This window comes from Hymenobacter sp. M1-2, assembly GCF_057808495.1.
Genome location: NZ_JBTYZO010000008.1, coordinates 187,188 through 209,142, shown reverse-complemented (window position 1 = coordinate 209,142; position 21,955 = coordinate 187,188). Strand labels below are relative to the sequence as shown.

Here is a 21,955-nt window from a genome sequence, read left to right as displayed (position 1 = left end):
TTCGTTTTTTCTCCCGCAACATCCTCTAACCGAACTCACACCAAGCGTTGAAGTCCGTGCCCGTAAAAGAGGAGCATTTTAAGCCAGTGGTGGAACGCTGGGACGAAATGGATGCGCTGGCAAAACCACCGGTTAGCAACGTGCGCCTAGAAGTAGAGTTTGGCACCCACCGGGTTCGAATTACGCATGATTTTGTAACCGCCCAAAGCAAGGGGCGCGGGTTGCAGGAATTGGTATCCGCAGTGCGGGCGCGGCTAGGTGTCTGATTGCATCATGCTTGGTCTAGCAGTAATGACAGTTTATTATGGGAACTGAGCAGCGCAATGGTGTGCTGCCAGTAGAAAAGGGCGGCCGGCACGCTGCGGAGTTTGTTGAGATGGTTGAGGCGCTGGTTAGAGATGGCGGGCGCGGGGGCATTGGGGTAGCGCGGCAAGGCTGAATAATCGGCCAGCAGCAAACGGGCGGCCAGGTAGGCCGCTTTGGCGGCGTTGGTGGTGGCCTCGTCGGTGCGGAAGCGGGTATTGAGCGGAAAGGAAGCAAAGGCTTTGATGCCAGCGTCTAACTCGCGGGCCGCGGTGGCGTCGGTGGGTCGATTTAGCTTGAGGTGGGCCAGTTGCAAGCCCGTGCGGATGGTGTCGATTAATACATCAGCCGGCGTGGTGGTTACCAGTGAGCGGTACTTTAATTCCTTGCTTACGGTAGCTTGGTAGGCGGCTTGCACCAGTTCAACCTGCTGCACTTCATCGTATAGTACGCCCACGTCGAAGAGTTGCTTGATAATTTCCTGTTCCTTTTCGTGGCCGTAGAGGATGCCGGTGGTATTGGGGGCAAAGGCAGTGAGTTTATCGCCGGTGATGGATTCGACGCTAGGAATGCTGACGAGTTGCGGCAGGCCGGAAGCCAGTAGAAAATCTGATTGGATGGGAGCAGAAAGCAACTCTGGGTATCCGTGCTCCTCGTGGAGCACATCGAGGGCAACGGAGGGTTCGGCGCGGTCAAGGTCCTGGGCCGGGTTAAAAAAGGCGGTATAATGTCCGCGAGGAATATCGTCCTTGTTGCTGCGCCGGGCGTCGTACTCGAAGCGGTGAAAGGGCGGGTGCTGGCATACGCGGCCGAGCACCTCGGCGACTTCGGCGGGGGTAGCGGTGGTTACAATGTCCACGTCGACAGAGAAGCGACGCAATTGGCCGAGCAGCAACACCAAACAGGTTCCGCCCTTGAACACAAACGGCAGCCCTTCCTGAGCCAGGCGTTCGACCAGGGCCAGGGCGAAAATCATCTTTTCGGCGATGCTGGGGTCCAGGCCACGGTGGCGGCGGCGCAGTCCGGCCAGCCAGGCGGGCTGGAAAGTTTCGGGGGCAATCATGCGGCAGTGAGGGGTTAGGACCAATCGGGGAGTTGGCGCAGAAACTGGCGCAGGTCATCGGCCTTATGGCGGCGTTGGGCATAGCGCAGCAGGGTCCGCTCGTCGAGCAAATAGCGGCGCCGGGCGTTGGAAAAAATGGTTTTCAGTTCGTGGCCTTGGAAAGCGGAGAATAAATCGGGGCGGCTGAACAAGTCAACCAATAGCTTTTCGAGACGGGGCACGGGTACTTTATCTATTTCTTGCACGGGGGCGCGGCTGACAAAGGAAATAACGACAAGCGGCCGAGTGGCTTCGGCCACATAGTAGGTCAGCACCTCGGGTTGTGGGCGAAGAAATACGCGGTTATGGTGCCGGTCCTGCAGGGTGTAGAAGGCAGCTTGCGTGTAGTCACGGGGCACCTCAATCACTAGAAAGCTGCGGGCGGCCTGATGTAGTCCAAATTCGTTGGCCCACGCGGTGGACCATAAGCAGCCTTCGGGAATTTGCAGTTCTTTTACCAGGACTCGCCATATGGCCCGTTCGGCCGGCTCCAAGACCGGGCGGTAAGGTCGGCGGCGGGCAACGGTATCGGCTAACGCATAACGCCCCCGCCCCGTCGAGGCCAGCAGCCCGCGTTGCACCAGTTCGTGGATGCGCCAATCAAGGGTACTTTGTTTCAGTTCGGCATCTTGGCGGCGGTAAAAGGCTAGCACCTGTGCCCGCGTCAGTTCGGGTTGACGTGTAAACTCCTCGCGCAAGGCAGGCCATTGTAAGGCGTTTGGGGTAGCTTCCATGTGCTCTTTCATAAAGCAAAGAAACGCCACTTTTCTGAAATAGTGGCGTTGCATAGTATATGTTACTGCTTACACTTGGAGCGTAAAGCAATTGCGCTTTGGGGTACTAGGGCAAGTATTGCTGGACTTGGCCGGGTGAGGATGTAGTCCCTGCTGGAGTACTGCAGACGCAAACCATCAACACGGTCATCGAATCGGCGGTGCAGGAGGTGCTGTGAGTCAGCAAATCGAGGGCCGCGCGCTACCTAAACGAATCGGAATGTGCGAATTATTCGCAGAAATTAGGCACGACGGAGATAGGCACGAAATACATGCTAAAGGGTTAATGATGTCTTCATTAAGACAAGCAGCAAGGGTGCACGAAAATCATGCGTGGCATTCAAAAAACCTGTTACAGGGTGGTGGATACAGTCGATAGGATGTTGAGGTAGGTAGTGAAGTCAATAGGGGTACCTTGAGTGGCATAGATGAATTTAGTTGATAGTTCAACTAGCATAAAGCTCGGTGGCCAATCTTCTTTATAACCAATAGAAATCAGAGTGATCTATGCGGCCATGCCTTTCTATTTAGGTAATGGCACTTGTCTGAAAGAAAGGGTAACCGAGTTTTGCTAAACAGTTGCTACGTTTATACTGTGGCATATTGCCTAAGTGTTTACTCAATTCAAGTTTATGGCTCACAACTCTAATAACTCTCATATTTCTAACTATTTATCTTCTATTCGCGACAACCGAAAGAAGCGGGGCACGGCCGGCGACTTTCTGCAGGAGCACCTGACAGCGGATGCGCGGTTGTTTTTCGTTTCGGCTTATTTCACTATTTACGCCTACGAACAGTTGCGCCCGGAACTGGAGGCAGCAGGTGAGCTAAACTTTTTGTTCGGGGAGCCTTCGTTTCTGCGGGCGGTGGATCCAAGTAAGACGGCGGGTAAGGATTTCAAAATTGCGGATGACGACCTGAAGCTAGCCGGGCCGTTGCGGCAGAAGTCGGTGGCGGCGGCCTGCGCGGCGTGGATGGCGCGGGACTCAGTGCGCATCCGCTCGTTTATCCGGCCAGATTTTCTGCATGGTAAGCTATACTACATTGAGAAAGCCAGTGGAGAGCGGGAAGCTCTGACGGGCAGCTCGAACTTCACAGTAGCCGGCCTTGGTCTGAGCGGGCGTCCCAATATTGAGTTGAACCTGGTAGTAAATGACCGGCGCGACCTGTCGGATTTGCGCGAATGGTTCCGGGAAGTTTGGGACGATCTGCGCGATGACGATAATCCGGCTGGGCTGGTGGAGGATGTAAAAGAGCGGGTGCTGAGCTACCTTACCCGGCTGCACAAGGACAACGACCCCGAGTTCATCTACTTCAAAACCCTGTTTCACCTGTTCGAGCGGCAGGTGCAGGACCAGGAAGCGACCAATGAGCTAGGGGAGCAAATTGGCTTTCGGGACACGCAAATCTGGCAGGCACTGCATGACTTCCAGCGCGAAGGAGTAACGGGAGCTTTGAAGAAGCTGGACCGGCACAACGGCTGTATCCTGGCAGATTCGGTGGGCCTTGGCAAGACATTCCAGGCGCTGGCCGTGATTAAGTTTTGTGAGCTGCGCAACCTGCGGGTGCTGGTGTTATGCCCGAAGAAGCTGCGCGACAACTGGGACGTGTACCGAATGAACGACACGCGCAACCCATTTCTAGCCGACAATTTTCGTTACGATGTGCTGAGCCATACCGACCTCGGCCGCGCTACTGGGCAGGCAGGCGGTATCAGCCTGGGCACGTTCAATTGGAGCAATTACGACCTGCTGGTAATTGATGAGTCGCACAATTTTCGCAACAGCAACCCCGGCAAACGGGATGCTGACGGTAACTTAATACGTCGTAGCCGCTACCAGCGGCTGCTGGAAGACGTGTTGCAGCGGGGGGCAAAGACGAAGGTGCTGCTCTTATCAGCTACGCCGGTAAATAATAATCTTAAAGACCTGCGCAATCAGTTGAACCTGATAACGCATGGGGCAGATGACGGCTTGGCGGGTTCGACGGGAATTGCCAGCCTGAGCACGACTATTAAACAGGCTCAAGCCCTGTTTACGACCTGGGCCGACCCCAAGAACAAGACGCGGGTGGTAAAGGATCTGCTTGATAAACTGGATGCTTCGTTTTTCACCCTTCTTGATGAGTTGACCATTGCCCGGTCGCGCCGTCATATCGAGCAGTATTACGACCTGAGCCGCATTGGCAAGTTTCCGACTCGGCTAAAGCCTATCTCGCTATCGACAGATATTGACCTGGCAGGTACATTCCCGACTTATGACGAGTTGAACGCCGACATGGAGCAGTACCGGCTGGCACAGTTCACGCCCTCGGTTTACGTGCCCGATGAGCACCGGGAGAAGTACGGTATTAAGTCGAAGAAAGCAGATGAGAGGCTGGCATTTGACCAGGGAGGCCGGGAAATTGCCTTGGTGGGCGTGATGAAGGTCAACTTTTTGAAGCGTCTCGAAAGCTCTATCTGCTCATTCCAACTGACCCTGGACCGGGCCGTGAAGCGCATTCAAGCGCTGGAAAAGCAGATTGTAGACTACGAAGCTAAGCCTACGGTGAAGGCTACAATTTCGGCAGACTCATTGCCAGTTAATTTTGGAGAAAACGAAGAGGAACAACTAGACGAGGAAACGGTCGCCGACCTAGCCGACTTAGTAGGCAAACGCGAATACTTCCTAGGTGACCTAGATTTGAAGCGGTGGAAAAAAGACTTAGCGCAAGACCGCAGGCAACTGCTAAAGCTGTACAATACGGCCACGGAAGTGACGGCCGGCCGTGATGCCAAGCTGGCCCGGCTCAAGGAGCTGATTGCGGCGAAGGTGGCGAATCCGCTGAACGCGGGCAACCACAAGGTGTTGGTATTTACGGCTTTTGCTGACACGGCCGAATACCTGTACAACAACCTCCACGAGTGGGCCGACACGCTAGGCTTGAAAACCGGACTGGTGACAGGTGGCGGCCACAACCGAAGTACCTACCAACCCAATGGCTTCGGGCCACAAACGGAGTTCAATACGCTGCTGACCCACTTCTCTCCTATTGCAAAACGACGCGAGCAAATGGCGGTGCTGCCTCAAGCGGGAGAAATTGATTTGCTAATTGCCACAGACTGTATTTCGGAAGGCCAGAACTTGCAGGACTGCGACTACCTGGTGAATTATGATATTCACTGGAACCCGGTGCGCATCATTCAGCGGTTTGGGCGTGTAGACCGATTAGGGTCGCGCAACGACGCCATTCAATTAGTTAATTTCTGGCCGACCGATGACCTGAATCACTATATTCGGTTGAAAGACCGGGTGGAAAGTCGAATGGCGCTAGTGGACTTGACGGCAACGGGAGAAGACAATGTACTGGACCAACAGCAGATAAAAGAATTGGTGGTTGGTGATTTGCACTACCGCCAGCAGCAGTTGCTGCGAATGCGCGATGAGGTGCTAGATGCCGATGACCCACAGGATGGGCAAGTTTCGCTAACGCAGTTTACGCTGGAAGACTTCCGGGCGGAACTACTGCAATTCCTCAACAGCCGGCGCGAAGAGCTGGCGGAGGCTCCGATGGGGCTGTACGCAGTAGTACCTGCTCCTAGTAGTAATCCTGACCTGAAACAGTACGCTGCCTTAAGTGTAGCGCAGCGCCAGGCTATCGGACCGGGTGTAGTGTTTTGCTTGCGCCGAAAGAGCGGTCCGGTGCTGGCTAGCGGTGGGCCGGCAGCGTTGAACCCCACGGACCCCTACTGCCTGCTATATGTACGGCAGAATGGCGAGGTACGCTATAATTTCGTACAGGCCCGACATGTGCTGGATTTGCTGCGGGCCACTTGTCACGGGCGTGATGTGCCCTACGAAAACCTGTGCGAGGCATTTGAGAAGGAAACCGACCATGGGCAGGACATGGCCACGTATTCGGCCCTGCTGAAAGCCGCAACGACAGCTCTGCGTAGGGAATTGAATAAGCGGGTGAGCCGGGCGGTGGCCGATGGCGAGCTATTAGAAAAGCGCGCAGACCGCAAAGACTCTGATGCCACTGCCGAAACCTTTGAACTCGTTACCTGGCTAGTGTTACGTTAATACCGGTGGCCTTCTCTACTATGAATCTATCCTCTTTCCTAGCCGCACTGGCTACCCGTGTGCCGCTGGCCGATACTACCCGGGCTCTGTTTGGGCAGCTGGGCTACCCTACTGACCGTCAGAATGCTCTAGAAGAACCTACCTGGGCAGAATTCGAGGCCAATTACATTCAGGATAAGCCGCGGGCGGCGGGCTTCGACCAGGCAAAGGCTCGGGTGGGTGAATGGGCTGAAGTGGACTTAGCCTTTCAATTGGCGCAACCAGACCTGACCGATGCACTCACAAAGGACCGGCACCAGCTTGGTATCATGTTCGAAGAGAAGCGGAGGGTGGACGTGCGCAATGTGCAGGCCTGGCTGGTATTCAGTGTTCGGCTGACAGGTACGGTCTACTCACGGGCCGAGCTGGCGGCGCTGACCCGCGAAGTGAACAAGCTTTTCAGCGGGCCGGCATTGGTGCTGATGACCTACGGGCCAGATGCCGGAAAGCAAGCGGCCCTGGCCGTGATACATCGGCGGTTAAACAAGCAGGACAGCAGCCGGGACGTGCTGGAAAAGGTGTCGCTGTTGAAAGATATTAACCTGGCCAACCCTAACCGCGCCCACCTAGATATTCTGGCTGATTTGAGTCTAGCCACCTTGAAGAGTCAGCACCCAAGCTTGCAGACGTTTGCCGACCTGTACCGAGCTTGGCATCAGACGCTGGACACGCGGGCGTTGAATAACCGGTTTTATCGGGAGCTGCGTAACTGGTATTTCTGGGCCGTGGAGAAGGTAGAATTTCCTTCGGATGCAGAACCCGACCGGGCTACGCGCAATGCCACGGGTGTCATTCGCCTCATCACGCGGCTGATGTTCTGCTGGTTTTTAAAAGAGAAAGGGCTGATTTCGGTCGATGTATTCAATGAAGATGTTTTCCGGGCACTGGTGGACCCAACCCGTGATACAACTGGCAGCGCCTACTACCGGGCAATTTTACAAAACCTGTTTTTTGCCACCCTCAACACGGAGATGGAAAAGGACTTTGTAGCGCCATCCAACAAGCCCGAGGAGAAAAGCCGCTTGTTCAAGCCCGCCACGGTACGCAATATTGATCCTAACCGGGGCGACAAGACCTACTACCGCTACGCCAATCTGTTTAGGGATTTCAACAAGACTACAGGTGACTCGCCGGCTGGCGTGGGGCTATTTCAGGACATTCCCCACCTTAACGGTGGCCTGTTTGAGTGCCTGGACGAACGTAGTGGCGGAGCCGGGTCCAAGAATAGCATCAGCCGGGCCGTGGACTGTTTTACAACTGACAAAAAGCATTACGAGCATCTATCGGTGCCGGATGAACTGTTTTTTGGCGACCCACACGTAGAGGATCTTTCAGCCAACTACGATGATAAGGAGAAAACCAAGCACCGCCGCGACGCTGTGAGGGGGTTAATTCCGCTGCTGAACCGTTATAAGTTTACGGTAGAGGAAAACACGCCGCTGGAAGAAGAAGTGGCGTTGGACCCCGAACTGTTGGGCCGGGTGTTTGAAAGCCTGCTGGCGACCTATAACCCGGAAACCCGACAGACCGCCCGCAAGCAAACTGGCTCGTTCTACACGCCGCGGGAGATTGTGGCGTATATGGTGGACGAAAGCCTGCTGCACTACCTGGCGGAAAAGCTGGAGCCTACGCCGCCACCACGAAGCAACGGGCAGCCCGGCACTAACGGTACTAGAGTAAAGCTGGTGCAGACGCAGGACCGGCTGGCCGAAAACCTGTTCAAGGAAACCAAGCCGCAGCAGGCGAGCCTGAGCATAGTGCCGGCCGCGCGGGTAGCGGCGGCAGTAGCAGAGGTGCCGGAGGTGGTGGATGCGCCAACGAAAGAAACAGCTACGGTGACCCGCCTACGGAGTTTGCTGGGCCACGCGCCATTGGTGGCCGCACCACATCCGGAGCACGCGGCAGGAATGACACGTGATGAGGGGGAACCGCTGTTCAGCGCAGAAGAAACGCGCACCCTGGTTATAGCTCTGGCGCAGGCGCGGATTCTGGACCCGGCTTGTGGCTCGGGAGCGTATCCGATGGGCATGTTGCAGCAGCTTACCAACGTACTGAGCCGGCTGGACCCGTTCAACCACTACTGGCGCGAGGCACTAGCCGAGCAGGTACAGCTGCGGGTACGGGGCACGTTCAGGATAGAGGACCCGCAGGAGCGCGCCCGGCAACTGGCCGACCTGAACGCGGTGTTTGAACAGCACACCGGTACAGATTATGGCCGTAAGCTGTACCTGATTCAGCAGGCAATGTACGGGGTGGACCTACAGCCAATTGCAGTGCAAATTGCCAAACTGCGCTTCTTTATCTCGCTGGTGGTGGAACAGGTGCCTGACGATACCCGGCCCAACCGTGGCATTAGGGCACTGCCGAACCTGGAAACGAAGTTTGTGGCTGCCAACTCGCTGATGCGCCTGGCCCGGCCCAAACAGCTCGTTATTCAAAACCCGGCCATTGAGCCGTTGAAGGCGCAGTTGCTGGAAACCCGGCGCAAGCACTTCCTGGCTCGCGGTAACGACAAGCGCAAGCTGCGGACCGAAGACCAGCGCTTACGAAATGAGATTTCGAAGCTGCTCAAAAAGGATGGTTGGAACGCAACCGAGGCCGACCAGGTGGCTGGCTGGAACCCCTATGACCAGAACGCCCACGCCGACTTCTTCGACCCGGAATGGATGTTCGGCATTGACACGGACCAGGGCTTTGACGTGGTGATTGGCAACCCGCCGTATGTGCAGTTGCAAAAGATAAAGGACATTAGCCGCAAACTAAGTCAGCAGGGCTACAGCACCTTCACAGCTACCAGCGACTTGTACGTCCTGTTCTATGAGCGAGGAATGCAACTGCTGCGCAAGGGTGGCTTACTCTGCTACATCACCTCCAATAAGTGGATGAAGTCGGGCTATGGCAGCTCGCTACGCGACTATTTCTACCGGCACACAAACCCCTTACATTTATTGGATTTCGCTGGCGTTCAGATTTTTGACAGTGCCACGGTTGACACAAACATCCTGCTTGTGCAGAAGGGAGCCAACCAACAGAAGGCGCAAGCTTGTGTAGTTGGGGCCGATTTCTCTTCGCTAGGAAATTTGAGCGTTTACTTTCAGCACCGCGCCCGACCCGCCCGCTTCGCCAAAGATGGACAGGCGTGGGTGGTGCTCTCGTCGCTAGAAGCACAAATACGCCACAAAATCGAAGGGGCTGGTATACCACTCAAAAACTGGAACGTGCGCATCTATCGCGGCATTCTAACTGGCTGCAACCCGGCATTTATCATTGACGAAACCATCAAAAACGACCTAGTTAAAAAATCGCCGAAATCTGCCGAAATTATACGCCCGATACTGCGAGGTCGTGATATTAAGCGCTATACTCCTCAAGCTAAGGGGCAATGGTTTTTAATCACCTTGAAAAAAGGTTGGACCAGAATGAACGGAAAGCCTAAGAACGACGATGAAGCACTAGCGTACTTCAAAAAGATCTATCCAGCGGTGGCCTCTCACTTACAAGAACACAGTGAAAAGGCGGCTATTCGCCAAGACAAAGGAGAATATTGGTGGGAGTTACGAGCTTGCGATTATTATAATGATTTTGATTTACCAAAGCTCGTATATCCCGAAATCTCCAAGCATCAGCCCTTTGTAATAGACCAATTCGGTCAATATTATGCCAATAACAAGGCATTCATCTTAACAGGCGAGTCACTTTACTTTTTATCTGCTTTTTGCAACTCGCGTCTGTTTCGTTTCTGCTTTCTCGACATTTTCCCTAGCCTTGGGAGCGACCGACGCGAGATGCGAAAAGTGAGCTTTGAGCAGCTTTCAATAAAACGGCCTACTATTGTTCAATAGAAGAAATTTGAAAACCTAGTAAAGCAAATTCTTGTCATTAAAGCAAAATCATCAGTTGCTGATATTAGTACGATTGAATCTGAAATTAACTCTAAACTGTACGAAATGTATGAGCTTACCGAGGCGGAAATTGCTTTAATTGAGGCGAAAAGCTATTGACGCACAAGGTATTCTCTTTCCTCTTTAACTAGGTCGAATGCACTGAAAATTAAGGCATCTATTTCTCCTTCTAAATCTGCTGTAGATAATCCAAGTGTTTTATTCGCCATTACTTTCTTTACTAAACTTGTCACTTGTTTTTGTGTAGCCTCATCGACCTTAGGAACGGGAACCTGTTCAACAAACTGCTTCTTGTATTCAAGGTAACCGCCTTCGCGACTGTATCCTTGGTGCTTCATGAAAAAGAAAGTTGTAGCTGAATTTAATACAGCTAGAATATAGTGTAAATTCTCCGTTTCTGAGGTTAGCATATTGCATGGAGCAAATAAATATGCTCCTGCTACATCTAAGCTAAAGCGAGGTTTTATACTCATATTCCCCCAAATAATTTTTGGTTTGTCAAATTCCTCCAAATATCCGCAAGACCGAAGATTATACCATCTTGCACCTTGGTCCTGCCGCCCAATTAATCTTTGCTTAAAGGTAAGTAGGTGGTTGTGGACAAGTGGGTAATCAGTTTCTGTATTGATAGGTGCCACCTTTTTGGAGGGAGAACCATTGTGAGGATTAAGCATCCAAGATGCTATAACTCCTGTGTGATATCTGTTTAAATCTGTCGCCTCCAACAGTGGGCGTATAATTTCGGCAGATTTCGGCGAATCTTTAAGTAGCCTATCTTTAGTAGCAGTGTCGATGATGAAAGCCCCATTACAGCCAGTTTTTATGCCATAGTTAATCTGTATAGCCCACTCTTTAAGGCGGGTACCGGCAGCTTCAATCTTGGCTTTGATACGCCCCTCAATTTCATTGAGCACCACCCACGCCTGTCCATCTTTGGCGAAGCGGGCGGGTCGGGCGCGGTGCTGAAAGTAAACGCTTGTTTGCCACTACCCAAAACCTGCTGCAAAAAAGGCGAAAGACTTATCTTTCGACCATTTCAGCCGCATGATTTTCGCCTACATCCGAGTTAGTACCGACAAACAGACCACCGAAAACCAACGATTTGAGCTAAACCGGTTTGCTGAGCAGCGCCAGTGGCACATCGACACCTGGACGGAGGAAACGATTAGTGCCCTCAAGAAGCTGGAGCACCGCAAGTTGCACGGGCTGCTGGCTCAGATGCGCCGGGGCGACGTGCTCATCATTACGGAGCTGTCGCGCATGGGTCGCAACCTGATGCAAATCATGGGCATCCTGAACCAGTGCATGGAGCGCGACATTCAGGTGTTCACCACTAAGGAGGGCTACGAGCTGGGCAACAATATCAACGCTAAAATTCTGGCGTTTGCCTTCGGCCTCTCCGCCGAGATTGAGCGAAACTTGATCTCACAGCGCACCAAGGAGGCACTGGCCCGCAAGAAAGCGGAGGGCGTGATACTAGGCCGGCCGAAGGGCAGCCAGTCGAAGCGCAAGAAGCTAACGGGCAAGACTGAGGAAATCGAGCGGCTGTTGGCTAAGAAAATATCGGTCAGCGGTATTGGTAGGCTACTAGGGGTACATCGGCTGACGGTTACGGCGCATATCGAGCAACATATGAAAGGAGTGGAAGTCTGACTTCTTTACCAAACCAGCTAACAATGCTGGACAAGAGGTTGGTTGCCTGCTCCTACGTAAGCAACCAACCTCTTACTCACGTAGGAGTTGGTTGGCAGCTGCGGACCGCCCCTCAAACAACTGTTGAAGCCACGCGCGATAAAAACTAAGCCTTTGGCCGCTTTTAACTCATCGAGGAACCGCTTTTGGTCGCGGCGCAGTTGGTCGCGGCTGGCTTTCACTTTAACGCCGATGAACAGACCGTCGCGGTTGCGAAACTTAATGATGTCGGCTACTCCTCTCCTGCTTTGAGGGTTAGCGCGCCAGCGCTTTGTGTCGGGGTCGTAGATGCCAGTAGTGTTTTGGCACCAGACGGTGTAAACGTGCTTGGTGAGGTAGGTAATGATGGTGCTGGTTATCTCGCGGGCTTTGAGGCGAAGTCAATGGGCAGTTAGTCGTATTTGCGAGCAATTATGGGCAGGCTTATGCTTCGCGGGAATGGTAAACTTGGGCGCGGGCGGGTCAGGTGCCGTAGCGGTCCATGATTTTGCGGTTCCCCTGCTGATGGCGCTTGTCCATTTGGCGCTGGGCCTCGGGGCTAGGCTTCCAATTAGGGCGATCCTTCCGCTGGGTGGCTTTGCGGGCCTCAGCGCGCTGCTGCTCGGCCTGCTCAGGGGTGATGAGGCCGCGTCGGGCTTTCTGATTGGTGATGGTGAGCTTCTGGCGCAGGCCCTCGGCGTTGGGGTGGTCGGCGGGAATCCGCTGGGTCACGTTTTCAAGCACCTGGGGGGCGGCGTCGCCGAGCAGTTGCACAACGGTAGCCTGCTGGCTGGCCCCGGTAGCTTTCCGGTCAAGGTGACAGTTTTCCAAGAAGCGGGCCTTCCGCTCGAAATAGTCCGCAATCAGCTTGTAGAGCGTGCTCACGTCGAGGGCCTGAAAGAAATTATGACCTCCGGTGCGGGCTTCTTTCAAGGCCAGAATGATGTCCTTGATGCTGTCGTGGGTGTAGGTGCGGGCCAGGTCGTCGGCCAGGGCGATGAGGTCGCTGGCATCAGGTTTGTCTTTCACCCGGAGCGAGTCGACGAACGCGCGCAGGATGATGACCAGCAGCTTCACTACTTCTCGCTCACCAATGCGGTAGTTGAGCTGAAAAATTTTGGGAGCGGCCAGAGCCTGGGCTTTGTTGAGGCCGGTGCCGATGTCGGCCAGCATGGCGCGGGTTTCGGCGGTGGACTCGGTAGCCAGGGCACTAATCGTAGCGGCTGCTGCGGTAGCCAGTAGATGGGATTCCGGCGTTTGATTGGCCGGTACCATCGGCGCTGACGCGGTGAACGTTCGGGGCAGGTTTGAGGCGATTATCGGCGGCGTCATTGAGCATGAAGCGTTTGGCGGTGGCTACCCAGTCCTTGCGGGTGGGCTCTAATCCGGTTTTCTTGTCGCGCCAGGTGGCAACGAGCTGATGGTAGTGGCGCAGGTCGGCTAATTCGTAGTCGGTGCCCTGAAAGGCAGCTATAAAGTTTTCGACCTGGGCAAGGGGGCTTTGGCTGAAAGGCAGTTCGGGTAGGGTGGTGCGGCCTCGGCTGGCAACGGTGCGGGGGGCAGTGGCAGCAGTGCGGATGGTGTCGGTATGTAGCCTCTGCCCTACCCCCTTTTTCTTTAGCGCAACTTTCTTTTTGGGAGCTGACGCCTGGTCCGGGCCTGTACCGTTGGGCGGAGCGTTGTCGTCGAACAGTTCCACCCCTGAAAGCCCTTCGCCTTCGAGGACCTCTATTTTTTTTTGCGCAGCGGCGACGGGGCCGTTTACTACTACACTGTTTACATCATTTGTTTTACCATATAAGGTGTCTTCGGGCACTTCTGCCCCCGATAAACCGTCTACCGGGGGCACTTCTGCCCGAAGTGCTTGGGGCACTTCTGCCTCCGATAAATCGGCGAGGAAACAGCGGCTCCGTTCGTGGCGGGACTGGCTCGGCTGATAGGTCAGCAGGCCCCAGGCGTCGAGGTCGTAGAGGGTAGCACGGTAGGTTCTTTCGTTGCCGATGCGGGCGGCCTGCATGGTGGCTTGGTGGTCGAGGTCGAGGCACGGCGCGAAGCGGGCGGCGTTCCATTGATAGAACAGCGCCCAGTAGAGGCTGACGTGGTGGGGCCGGGCCTCGGGGCGGGCACTCAGGTGCTCGTGGGCGGCGCGAGTGTGCCGGATGTAGTTCATGCTGCCCGGCGGTCATAGCGGCATTGATAACGGTCTAGTTCAGTGCTACGAAATCCCCAGGCTTTTTCATTGATGCGCACACCTTTGATGCGTCCGGCACGTCGGGCCTTGCGCAGGCCATCCGGCTTCATGCCGAGGCGAGCAGCCGCCTCCCGCACATTTAGGATTTCGTTATCAGCAACGGCGGTTGCTACCGCAACGGCATGATTTGCTTGCTCCAACTTATCGAGGCGCTGCAATACCTGGCGCCACTCCGGTTCGGGGATGATGACGACGGTTTGCATTAGGACTCGGCGATTAAGCGGTCGGCACGTTGCTCTACTTGGCGGCGGCGTTCAAATTCCGCTTCAGCGGCCTCTAAAAAAGCTTCTACGACTTCGCGGCGTCGGCTACGGCCGGCAATAGTCTGGTAGATACTAGCCCGGCTGGCTTTAATGCCGCGGGACTCGAGCAGTTTCAGCGTGTCGTTAACACTAGGGTTGCGCGGCCCCAAGCGGTCGTACAGATCACGCAATTTACCGGGAGTGGTTGTATTATCTTCCATATTTGTTTGTAATGTGTTATACTTGCATCGGATACCGACTTAGTATCCTTTACAAGGATACATACACTTCTGCGCATCAGATGCGCCTCTTTACAAAAAAGATGGAACAGGAGAATGTCGCCAGCAAGCGAATAGACCTCTGGCTGAAGCATAAAGGACTGAATGCCAACTCTGCGGCACAGATTTTAGGATACGCCAATGCTAGTAAGATGTATAAAATCTTACAAGGCACAAGTCCAGGCTTTGAAACTATTGTGGAGTTTCTGCGAGTCTGGCCCGACCTGTCGCCAGAGTGGCTGTTGCTAGGCGAAGGGACAATGGAACGGCTGAACACTCAGGCTACCGGCATGTTAGCCCATTCCAATAAAAGCGGCATCCCTAGTATGAACACGCAGATACTGACTATCACTCTCGGGCAGGATGGTAAGCAGAACACGCAGCTAGTGCCAGTGCAGGCTCAAGCTGGCTACACCCGACAGTTTAATGAGGTCGTGTTTCTGGAACAGTTGCGGCCCTATCGGCTGCCTGGCTTCGAGCAGGGCACCTACCGGGCCTTTGAAGTGAGTGGCGACAGTATGGAGCCAACACTCAACCACGCCGATATTGTAGTCGGCTCCTTCGTAGATAACTGGCGGTTGCTGGAACCAGGTGCGGTTTACGTAGTGGTGACACACGAAAGCGTGATGCTCAAGCGCATACCCCAACGTATCACTGACCCTAGCAAAGAAGTGATGTTGCTTTCAGACAATCCGGACGTGAAGCCCTACAGCTTAGACGTATCAGATATTCAACAGCTCTGGCGAGTACAAGGCTATATCTCGCGCTATATTCCTAGTAAGCCGGACATCACAGCGGAAAGGCTTTGGGAAGTTATAGAGCTTCTGGGACATGACCGGGGAGAAGTGAAACGGTATTTAATGGAAGAAGCCCCAAAACAAGCCACACCTCTAGGCGGCTAAAGTCCGCCACTTCCATAACTCACTGACAGATTGCGGTTTTTGGCATTCGCCTGATTAGTAGGTGAGCCCCAATAAGGGGCTCAGGTATTCTCTGCCGGAACGCCCGGAAAACCGCATATCTGGCAACAGAAGCGGTTTTCCGGGTTTTTTGCGTCTGGGGGAATCGGTACTCCTGGGCGCGAATCTTTCACTTCCGGGTGGGAATCATGCCCCCCATAACGCCCCCTTTTTATGGCTGATTATTTGGCTAAGTTCGTCTTGTACTACGGTTGCTGTCAGCAGCCTTGAAAGTGACAATGAGAATTCTCTTAAGCAGCGTCTTACTCTGCGTTTTTGTTATGCTATTAACCCGATTGCTTGGATTTGACCGCGCGGTGCGGCGCATTGACCTGGACGGACTGGCCGCGCTGGAACTGCCAGCGTCCTTCCATCTGGACGATACGCCGGAGCGACAATTACCAGTGGCGCGGCGACTGCGCCGCCAGCCCTACCTGCACGCGCCCGTATCATCCGACCACCTAACCTATTATTTGCCTAGCCATGATTCCTACGGCTTTGGCGGCCGACGGGTGCCAGTACTGCTACGCGTCACCCTTTACGCCGACGATGTGGTACTGACCAACGCTCCTGACTCAGCGTACTACCACACCATTGCCCAGCAGGACTATCACTACGACGGCCAACGAGAAGCGGTGTATGCCCAGGCCCTACCCGCCGGCGAGGATCTTTACTTCACCGAAATACCCCAAACTGCCCCCGGCTGGTTTTCTGTGAAAGCGTACCAGGAGTTGCACCTCATCCTGACCGACCCGGCCCAACGCGTCCGCATGTTTTTAAGCGCCGACAACCGGGAGTTGTCGCGCCCCGAAGCTGAAAAGCTGTTGCGCCAAGCTATGCGCAGTCTCCGGCGCGAACCGGCAGCACTGGCCCGTCACTTCGGGTATTTGCGCCATTTTTTGCAGCAACAGGCATCCATCAAAGAGAAGAATGTACAAGCCAACCTGCTCAGCTTCAATCAGCAACTAACCGGTGCGGGCCTACCGGAACTACGAGCTGTGGAGCTGTATCAGCCGGGCCGCTTCGTGGATGTGGGCGACTATTTTTATGGGGTGAACGAAGAACAGGGCGTGCTGTTTATCGCCCGTCTAGGCACCTCAACGCTAGCTCGGCCGGCTACTCCGTCGTATTTTACAGCCAACAACCCCGCTGGGCGGTACCTCACCTCGTTCAATCAACAAGCCATCTTGCAGCAAGATGAACCGACGAGGCACGAATTGCGTCTGCGCGCAGGCGTATCGGAGTCACTGTGGTTTCCACCCGAAGAATTTGCCGCTTTTAACTTGGCCGACTTGCTGCGCGAAACTAACGAGTCGCGGGTGCTGGCGCAGCGGCAGCCAGACTTTGTGGCGGTTCCGCGCCGCGCACCCACTTATTGGGACTTGAGCCGGGCTGAAGGCACCGAAAACCTCGCCTCATTCGACCAGCCTGCCGACTACCGCTTTGCTGGGGTTACGTTTAAGGTCAGGGGCGGGATCAATTTCAGGCTGCATTATGTGGGCACCCGCACAGCCGCCGGTCAGACGCCCCAGCTCGTTTTCACCCTGGAAACCTTCGACGGCAGCCCCCGCTACCGCACTGTGGCTGCCAATGCGCAGTACCACGCCGTAGATGCCAACCAGGGCGGCCAATTGAACCTGACTGTAGCTGGTGTTCGCTACCAGATACGTATCGAGCCGCTCGCACAAGGCCACCTGATGGTGGAACTACTGTAGCAGACTCCCTCAACAGGCTTGGAGATGGTGAGTGCTGGTGCTCAACCCGCACTTGGAGCCACTCATAGCGCACGGTCCGGGCGAGCTTTGGTGGGCAGCCTACTACTGTTTCCGACCGTCGGCTATTGGGCGAGCTACTGCCTGGGTCGAGGGGCGACAGAGCTTACCGCGCGATAAAAGATGCTAGTAATCAAAAGGGACGGTTACGTGCGAACGACAGCAAGGTTGAGTGAGAAGCAGTCTACTAGGATACGTGATTGCAGCGTAGCCGCGCGCAAGGGCTTGAAAACTACTAAATGCAGTTGAACAAAAGCCCGTGCAACACCCTGCTCGGCGAGCCGCAACCAACCTATCCGAAACGGCCGCCAAACATAGAACATTTCGTGGTATGGAACGCCCTCTCATCCTACTCAAAGGCGCCTCCGGAAACCTCAAAAAAAGCGCCGGCCGTTGGGCCGGCGCTTTGCGTAAAGTTTGGATAAACCCTAAGGCCGAAACCTCATGGCTGGCCTGTTCACGGATGCTTACTCAACCTGGACCCTAAATGTGTGCTTCTGCCCGTCGATGCGCGTCTGCACAAAGTAGGTGTCGGCTGGTAAGTGCATGGGCATCTTGAAGATGGTTTGGCCAGCTTTTACCGGCAATGTGAACAAGCCCACTAACCCGGTCTTGTTGTGCACCATTACCGTGATGCGCTGGTCGGCTTGCGCGCGCAAGTCCAGCGTGGCGTCGCCGTGGTTGGGGTTGGGAAACACCGATAAGGCGTCTTTCTCCCCCGTCGTCGGTGCGGCCGCCGCTGCCGGCGCGGCTGTGCGCGCCGCGGTGGCGCTCACGGGCTCTAATTGCCACTGCTGGTTAGCCCCGCCCCCGTACCCCCACTGATGCAGCGAGGCCTCGTCGTTGGTTAAGCCGTCTTTGACGTCGAGCACCTTGCCCGAGCACTCGGCCGTGAGCTTGTAGTAGCCTCCGTCGGTGGGCTCGATGCGCCAGCGCTGGGCTGCGCTGCCGTTGTCAGTATACTGCTGGATCTTTACACCGTCGCCCGTGCCCGAGCCATCTACGTCCAGGGCCTTTCCGCTGTGCGCGGCCACCAGCTTGTAGTAGCCGTTGCCCACGGCCGTTACCTGCCAGTGCTGGTTAGCCCCGCCCACATAGCCCCACTGCACAACTTTAGCCTGGTCGGCCTGGCTCAACCCGTACACATCCAGGGCCTTGCCCGAGTGCCGCGCCAGCAGCCGGTAGGTGCCGTCAGCCACTGACTGGGCAGCTGGTCCAGCTTTGCCAAAGGCGCGCAGCTCGGCCAGAGTGAAGTGGTTTTGCCCGCCGGTGGCCACCACCCGCAGGTAGCGGTAGCCGCCGGGCTCGGTAACAGTTTTCGTCCAGGTGCCTTGGTGGGGGAAAGCGGCCGCGCCCTGGCTGGCTAACACCACGCTCGTGGCAAAATCGGCTCTGTTGCTGGCTCGCACCTGGAAGTCGCGCCGGCTGAAGTCCTGATCAGCGTCGTTGCGGGCTACCACTTGGAGGCTGGAGATGATGTAGGTAGCGCCCAGATCTACTTGATAGTAAGGAGTCGGGTCGTTGCCGCCACTGGCCCAGAGCGTGCCCGTATTACCATCGTTGCCGCGAGAGGCCGCGTACGCGTCGGCATAGGACGAGCTGGTCGACGCCGTTTTGTTCAAGGCCAGGTTCGGGCCGACCGACGACTGCGGAGCGGTGGTGCCGCTGGTGTAGAGATGCACGATTCCCAAGTCGCCGCGCCCACTGGCATCGGCACGGCTCAGCGTCTTAGTAGAGCTGTTGCGCGTCTCGCGCACCAAAGTCGTATAGTCGCCAGCGTAGGAGATGGTGCCGAATGAGAGCGACATTTCCGAATCGGTGCCGCGGAAGGCCACCTCGGCCGGATCCACTCCCCGGGCCGGGTAGAGGCAGCCGCCCATCAGCTCCGTCTTGGCTCCGTTGCGGCTGTCGATGATGGTGCCGCCGCCCTCGGTTTTGATGCCCAAAATCCAGAGCTGGGCCCCGTCGTTGGTGATGCGGGTCACGTGGTCTTCAGGATTAAGCTGGCGGGCCCATGCCTTCTGGCCGGACCCGAAGTAAAAGCGGCTGGCTGCCACGTTCTCCAGGAACACGGGGCCGGCGCCGGGCAAGCCGCGGTAGGCGTACTTATACTCGCCGTGTGGGCCCATGCCCGCCACGTCCTTCAATACCAGGGGCCGTGAGGTAGCGTTCTCGTAGCCGATCAGGCCCCCCTGGTAGATGCTCTGATGCAGCTTGTCGATGCCGATGCCTTCAATGATGAGGGGATTAGCCGAGGCCCCTTCCACCCGGAACATAGCCTTTGGATTGTCGGGGTCTCCGAAAAAATCACTGCTCGGGGCCAGCGTGCACTGCATGCCGATAATCTTGCGCACCGTCGAGGGCACGATGAGCTGGTGGTAGATATAGTGGCGACCAGGCGGTATGAAGATAACTTGCTTGCCCGAGTTGAGCGCGTTCTGGAAGGCCCACTCGTCGTTGAGCCAGTCGTCTGCTACGGAGCCGTAGTCGCGCACGTCGGCCCAGTTAGCGAGGTTGTAGTCGTTGTACTCAGGCGCGTCTTCTACCGGCAGGTTGAGCGAGGTGCCCGAGCCGCCGAAGGGGTTGCGCACCGTGCCAGAGGTATGTTCGGCCACGGTGTTGCCTGGCACCACGGTGCCCTTGTTAGCAATGGCCGAGCGGTAGCCGCTCGCCGTCAGGCTGCGGGCAAACAAGTGGCCTGCGTTTTCGATGGCGCTCACGCCGCTGTTGCCGCCTTGCAAGTTGGCGTCCAGGAGAACCACCACCCCGTTCTGGGCGTTGATCAAAGCGGGCACGCTGTTGGTGCTTTCCAGGCCACGGATGTTGAGCGAGTTGTCGAGGTTGCGGATGCCGGCGCGGCTCTGGCCGCTGAGCGCGATGTACTCGAGGGTGGTGTTGTAGGTCAAGTGTGCTGCCTGGATGCCGTACTCGAAGCCCTGCACCGTAAGGTACTTAACCAGGCTGGGGCCGGGCCACTTGCGCAGCAGGCTCAGCCCCGTCACCCCGGTGCCGCGTAGCGTGACGTGGCGCACGGCCCCGATGTTGTTGCAGAGGTAATCCAGGGCGATGGAGCCGCTGTTGCCCGTACCCGTGTCGATGGTTAAGTTTTGGATATAGTTGTCGAAAGCCTCGTTGCCCTCGCCTAGAGCTGGGTAGTCCTTTCCCCCGCCGTAGGGCTGCTCCACAAACAGCGAGGAGGCGGTGTACACCACAGCCTTGGGGGTGGCTGACGACCCATAACCTGGACAGCTGTCTTTCAGCTTGATGATCGTGGTAGCTTCGTCTTCGCCTTGTAGGTTTATGCCCTTAGTCCACTTGCCGTCGGTGCCCTTGGCCTCGAGCCGGTTGCTAACGAGGTAGGTCCCTTTCGGCAACCAGATCCGCTTGCCAATGTTGTTGCTGATGGCCTTTTGCAGGGCCTGGGTGTCGTCGGTCACGCCGTCGCCCTTGGCTCCGTATTGCGTCTTGACGTTGATTACACCCGAACCGGCCGGATACTTGATGTTCTGTGCCCAGCTTAGCTGGGCCTGTGTAAACAACAGCAATAGGAGTGTGAGTAGGAGTAGTCTGCTTTTCATGAAACGATGGGTTGAGAAGAGTTCAGAGTTGAAAGTCAATCTTACAGTTGCAGTAAGGTGGTGTGGCGTCAGAAGCCGGTGAGGAAACTCATAGGCAAGCAATTAGAGAGTGAAACAAAGAGGGTCGTTTTGGATTATGCTAAGCCAACAAACACCTAGCCGTCCCACTAAAGTAGGCTTGGGGAGCTTATCGTCGGGCTGGATTTTAGGTGTATAGTATCAACGCCGGTCTCAGGCGTATGAACGACCAAAAAACTTGTATAAAATACAGAGGCGGGCTTGCACTAAAATTGACTTATTTTAACCCTATAGCCTTTTTTAGCCCATATAAATTTAACTTTATGTAGATAAAATTAATTGCATCCCATTCTCGGTATTATAAGAAACAACTGTAAAATGTTAGTTGCTAGTGGGTGGACTTCGCCAACTGCTGGTACCTATAGTTCAGAAAACACAGAAGCACGAACTTGGCTGAGAGCGTGTCTTGGGAATTGAGCAAAATATGATTTAAGGCAATGCTCACGCGCAGAGATTGTATTAGCACAAGCTCGCGGACTTATCTACAAAAACACTTCCCATCAACTCTTACCCGGCTGCTGAAAAGGCGGGCACTTTGCCATCAGCATGCCGTTGCTTGTGCACCAGCCGCGCATGCTTATGCGCCTAGGAATGTGGGCCCAAAACTAGGCAATAGAATATAGCCGTCTGCCGGACCAAACCTGCATACAAAGCACCTTACGAGCGGCTCGCGGGCAGAAGCAGGAACCGCGAATTGACGCCAGTTGCTGTTGATTGACGTCAATTGCTGTTGGCAACAAACTACTCAAGCAAATCTTCGCCACCGTCAAGTTCAGCGCTCCGTGCCACCACTATCTCACCTGAAAAATACCTGTCACGTGGCCCTGATCAGAGCTTCATCTCATCCCAAACGGCAACCCTACATGGCATCAAAATTCATTCCTGCCAGTAGTAGCCAGGTATGTGCAGAAAAACAAGTAGCCCCCACGCCAGCTTCCACCGCGGA

Annotated in this window: 15 protein-coding genes; 6 read left to right on the top strand and 9 right to left on the bottom strand. The window is 55.4% G+C overall.

Annotated elements, in window-relative coordinates; genetic code table 11:
* Nucleotides 1-56 precede the first annotated feature (56 nt).
* On the top strand, nt 57-266 hold the full coding sequence (locus ACYSMN_RS10180) for a hypothetical protein (protein WP_488923765.1): 210 nt from the start codon (nt 57-59) through the stop codon (nt 264-266).
* A 5-nt stretch (nt 267-271) separates the two neighbouring features.
* On the opposite strand, the gene ACYSMN_RS10175 is transcribed toward ACYSMN_RS10180, so the two are convergent.
* A complete protein-coding gene (locus ACYSMN_RS10175) occupies nt 272-1,366 on the bottom strand; it encodes a nucleotidyl transferase AbiEii/AbiGii toxin family protein (protein WP_488923764.1) in 1,095 nt (364 codons plus the stop codon).
* Nucleotides 1,367-1,380: 14 nt separating this feature from the next.
* Complete coding sequence (locus ACYSMN_RS10170) at nt 1,381-2,139, bottom strand: DUF6577 family protein (RefSeq protein WP_488923763.1); 759 nt, start codon at nt 2,137-2,139, stop codon at nt 1,381-1,383.
* Between the two features lie 671 nt (nt 2,140-2,810).
* Between ACYSMN_RS10170 and ACYSMN_RS10165 the strand changes: the two genes are divergently transcribed.
* On the top strand, nt 2,811-6,239 hold the full coding sequence (locus tag ACYSMN_RS10165) for a helicase-related protein (RefSeq protein ID WP_488923762.1): 3,429 nt from the start codon (nt 2,811-2,813) through the stop codon (nt 6,237-6,239).
* 20 nt (nt 6,240-6,259) lie between these two features.
* Complete coding sequence (locus ACYSMN_RS10160) at nt 6,260-10,120, top strand: Eco57I restriction-modification methylase domain-containing protein (protein WP_488923761.1); 3,861 nt, start codon at nt 6,260-6,262, stop codon at nt 10,118-10,120.
* A gap of 152 nt (nt 10,121-10,272) precedes the next feature.
* On the opposite strand, the gene ACYSMN_RS10155 is transcribed toward ACYSMN_RS10160, so the two are convergent.
* Complete coding sequence (locus ACYSMN_RS10155) at nt 10,273-11,094, bottom strand: TaqI-like C-terminal specificity domain-containing protein (RefSeq protein ID WP_488923760.1); 822 nt, start codon at nt 11,092-11,094, stop codon at nt 10,273-10,275.
* 130 nt (nt 11,095-11,224) lie between these two features.
* On the opposite strand from ACYSMN_RS10155, the gene ACYSMN_RS10150 reads away from it, so the two are divergent.
* Entirely contained in the window at nt 11,225-11,833 is a 609-nt protein-coding gene (locus tag ACYSMN_RS10150) for a master DNA invertase Mpi family serine-type recombinase (protein ID WP_488923759.1), read from the top strand.
* 17 nt (nt 11,834-11,850) lie between these two features.
* Here the strand turns inward: ACYSMN_RS10150 and ACYSMN_RS10145 are convergent, their stop codons facing one another.
* From ACYSMN_RS10145 to ACYSMN_RS10125, 5 genes are all read right to left on the bottom strand, one after another.
* A complete protein-coding gene (locus tag ACYSMN_RS10145; protein ID WP_488923766.1) occupies nt 11,851-12,162 on the bottom strand; it encodes a VRR-NUC domain-containing protein in 312 nt (103 codons plus the stop codon).
* A gap of 172 nt (nt 12,163-12,334) precedes the next feature.
* Nucleotides 12,335-13,126, bottom strand: coding sequence for a hypothetical protein (locus tag ACYSMN_RS10140; RefSeq protein ID WP_488923758.1), 792 nt, complete (start codon nt 13,124-13,126; stop codon nt 12,335-12,337).
* Complete coding sequence (locus ACYSMN_RS10135; RefSeq protein ID WP_488923757.1) at nt 13,062-14,021, bottom strand: hypothetical protein; 960 nt, start codon at nt 14,019-14,021, stop codon at nt 13,062-13,064. The genes ACYSMN_RS10140 and ACYSMN_RS10135 overlap by 65 nt, the downstream gene beginning before the upstream one ends.
* Nucleotides 14,018-14,305 (bottom strand): helix-turn-helix domain-containing protein, encoded by a 288-nt coding sequence (locus ACYSMN_RS10130; RefSeq protein ID WP_488923756.1) that lies wholly within the window; start codon nt 14,303-14,305, stop codon nt 14,018-14,020. The genes ACYSMN_RS10135 and ACYSMN_RS10130 overlap by 4 nt, the downstream gene beginning before the upstream one ends.
* Nucleotides 14,305-14,565 carry a hypothetical protein gene (locus ACYSMN_RS10125; protein ID WP_488923755.1) on the bottom strand — a complete coding sequence of 87 codons (261 nt, stop codon included), beginning with the start codon at nt 14,563-14,565 and terminating at the stop codon, nt 14,305-14,307. Before ACYSMN_RS10125 ends, ACYSMN_RS10130 begins: the two co-directional genes overlap by 1 nt.
* A gap of 80 nt (nt 14,566-14,645) precedes the next feature.
* Here ACYSMN_RS10125 and ACYSMN_RS10120 point away from each other — a divergent pair, with 80 nt between their 5' ends.
* Both ACYSMN_RS10120 and ACYSMN_RS10115 read left to right on the top strand, forming a co-directional pair.
* Nucleotides 14,646-15,524: a S24 family peptidase gene (locus tag ACYSMN_RS10120; protein WP_488923754.1), complete on the top strand. Its 879-nt coding sequence runs from the start codon at nt 14,646-14,648 to the stop codon at nt 15,522-15,524.
* 338 nt (nt 15,525-15,862) lie between these two features.
* Nucleotides 15,863-17,296, top strand: coding sequence for a hypothetical protein (locus ACYSMN_RS10115; RefSeq protein WP_488923753.1), 1,434 nt, complete (start codon nt 15,863-15,865; stop codon nt 17,294-17,296).
* 524 nt (nt 17,297-17,820) lie between these two features.
* Here the strand turns inward: ACYSMN_RS10115 and ACYSMN_RS10110 are convergent.
* The gene (locus tag ACYSMN_RS10110; protein ID WP_488923752.1) at nt 17,821-20,931 is read right to left on the bottom strand and encodes an RICIN domain-containing protein; all 3,111 of its coding nucleotides are present in this window, start codon (nt 20,929-20,931) and stop codon (nt 17,821-17,823) included.
* Nucleotides 20,932-21,955 lie beyond the last annotated feature (1,024 nt).

Coding starts and splice junctions, on each gene's coding strand:
- ACYSMN_RS10125 (WP_488923755.1), bottom strand. CDS start 14,565: ATGGAAGATAATACAACCACTCCCGGTAAATTGCGTGATCTGTACGAC.
- ACYSMN_RS10150 (WP_488923759.1), top strand. CDS start 11,225: ATGATTTTCGCCTACATCCGAGTTAGTACCGACAAACAGACCACCGAA.
- ACYSMN_RS10165 (WP_488923762.1), top strand. CDS start 2,811: ATGGCTCACAACTCTAATAACTCTCATATTTCTAACTATTTATCTTCT.
- ACYSMN_RS10140 (WP_488923758.1), bottom strand. CDS start 13,126: ATGGTACCGGCCAATCAAACGCCGGAATCCCATCTACTGGCTACCGCA.
- ACYSMN_RS10160 (WP_488923761.1), top strand. CDS start 6,260: ATGAATCTATCCTCTTTCCTAGCCGCACTGGCTACCCGTGTGCCGCTG.
- ACYSMN_RS10175 (WP_488923764.1), bottom strand. CDS start 1,366: ATGATTGCCCCCGAAACTTTCCAGCCCGCCTGGCTGGCCGGACTGCGC.
- ACYSMN_RS10115 (WP_488923753.1), top strand. CDS start 15,863: ATGCTATTAACCCGATTGCTTGGATTTGACCGCGCGGTGCGGCGCATT.
- ACYSMN_RS10170 (WP_488923763.1), bottom strand. CDS start 2,139: ATGGAAGCTACCCCAAACGCCTTACAATGGCCTGCCTTGCGCGAGGAG.
- ACYSMN_RS10135 (WP_488923757.1), bottom strand. CDS start 14,021: ATGAACTACATCCGGCACACTCGCGCCGCCCACGAGCACCTGAGTGCC.
- ACYSMN_RS10110 (WP_488923752.1), bottom strand. CDS start 20,931: ATGAAAAGCAGACTACTCCTACTCACACTCCTATTGCTGTTGTTTACA.
- ACYSMN_RS10120 (WP_488923754.1), top strand. CDS start 14,646: ATGCGCCTCTTTACAAAAAAGATGGAACAGGAGAATGTCGCCAGCAAG.
- ACYSMN_RS10130 (WP_488923756.1), bottom strand. CDS start 14,305: ATGCAAACCGTCGTCATCATCCCCGAACCGGAGTGGCGCCAGGTATTG.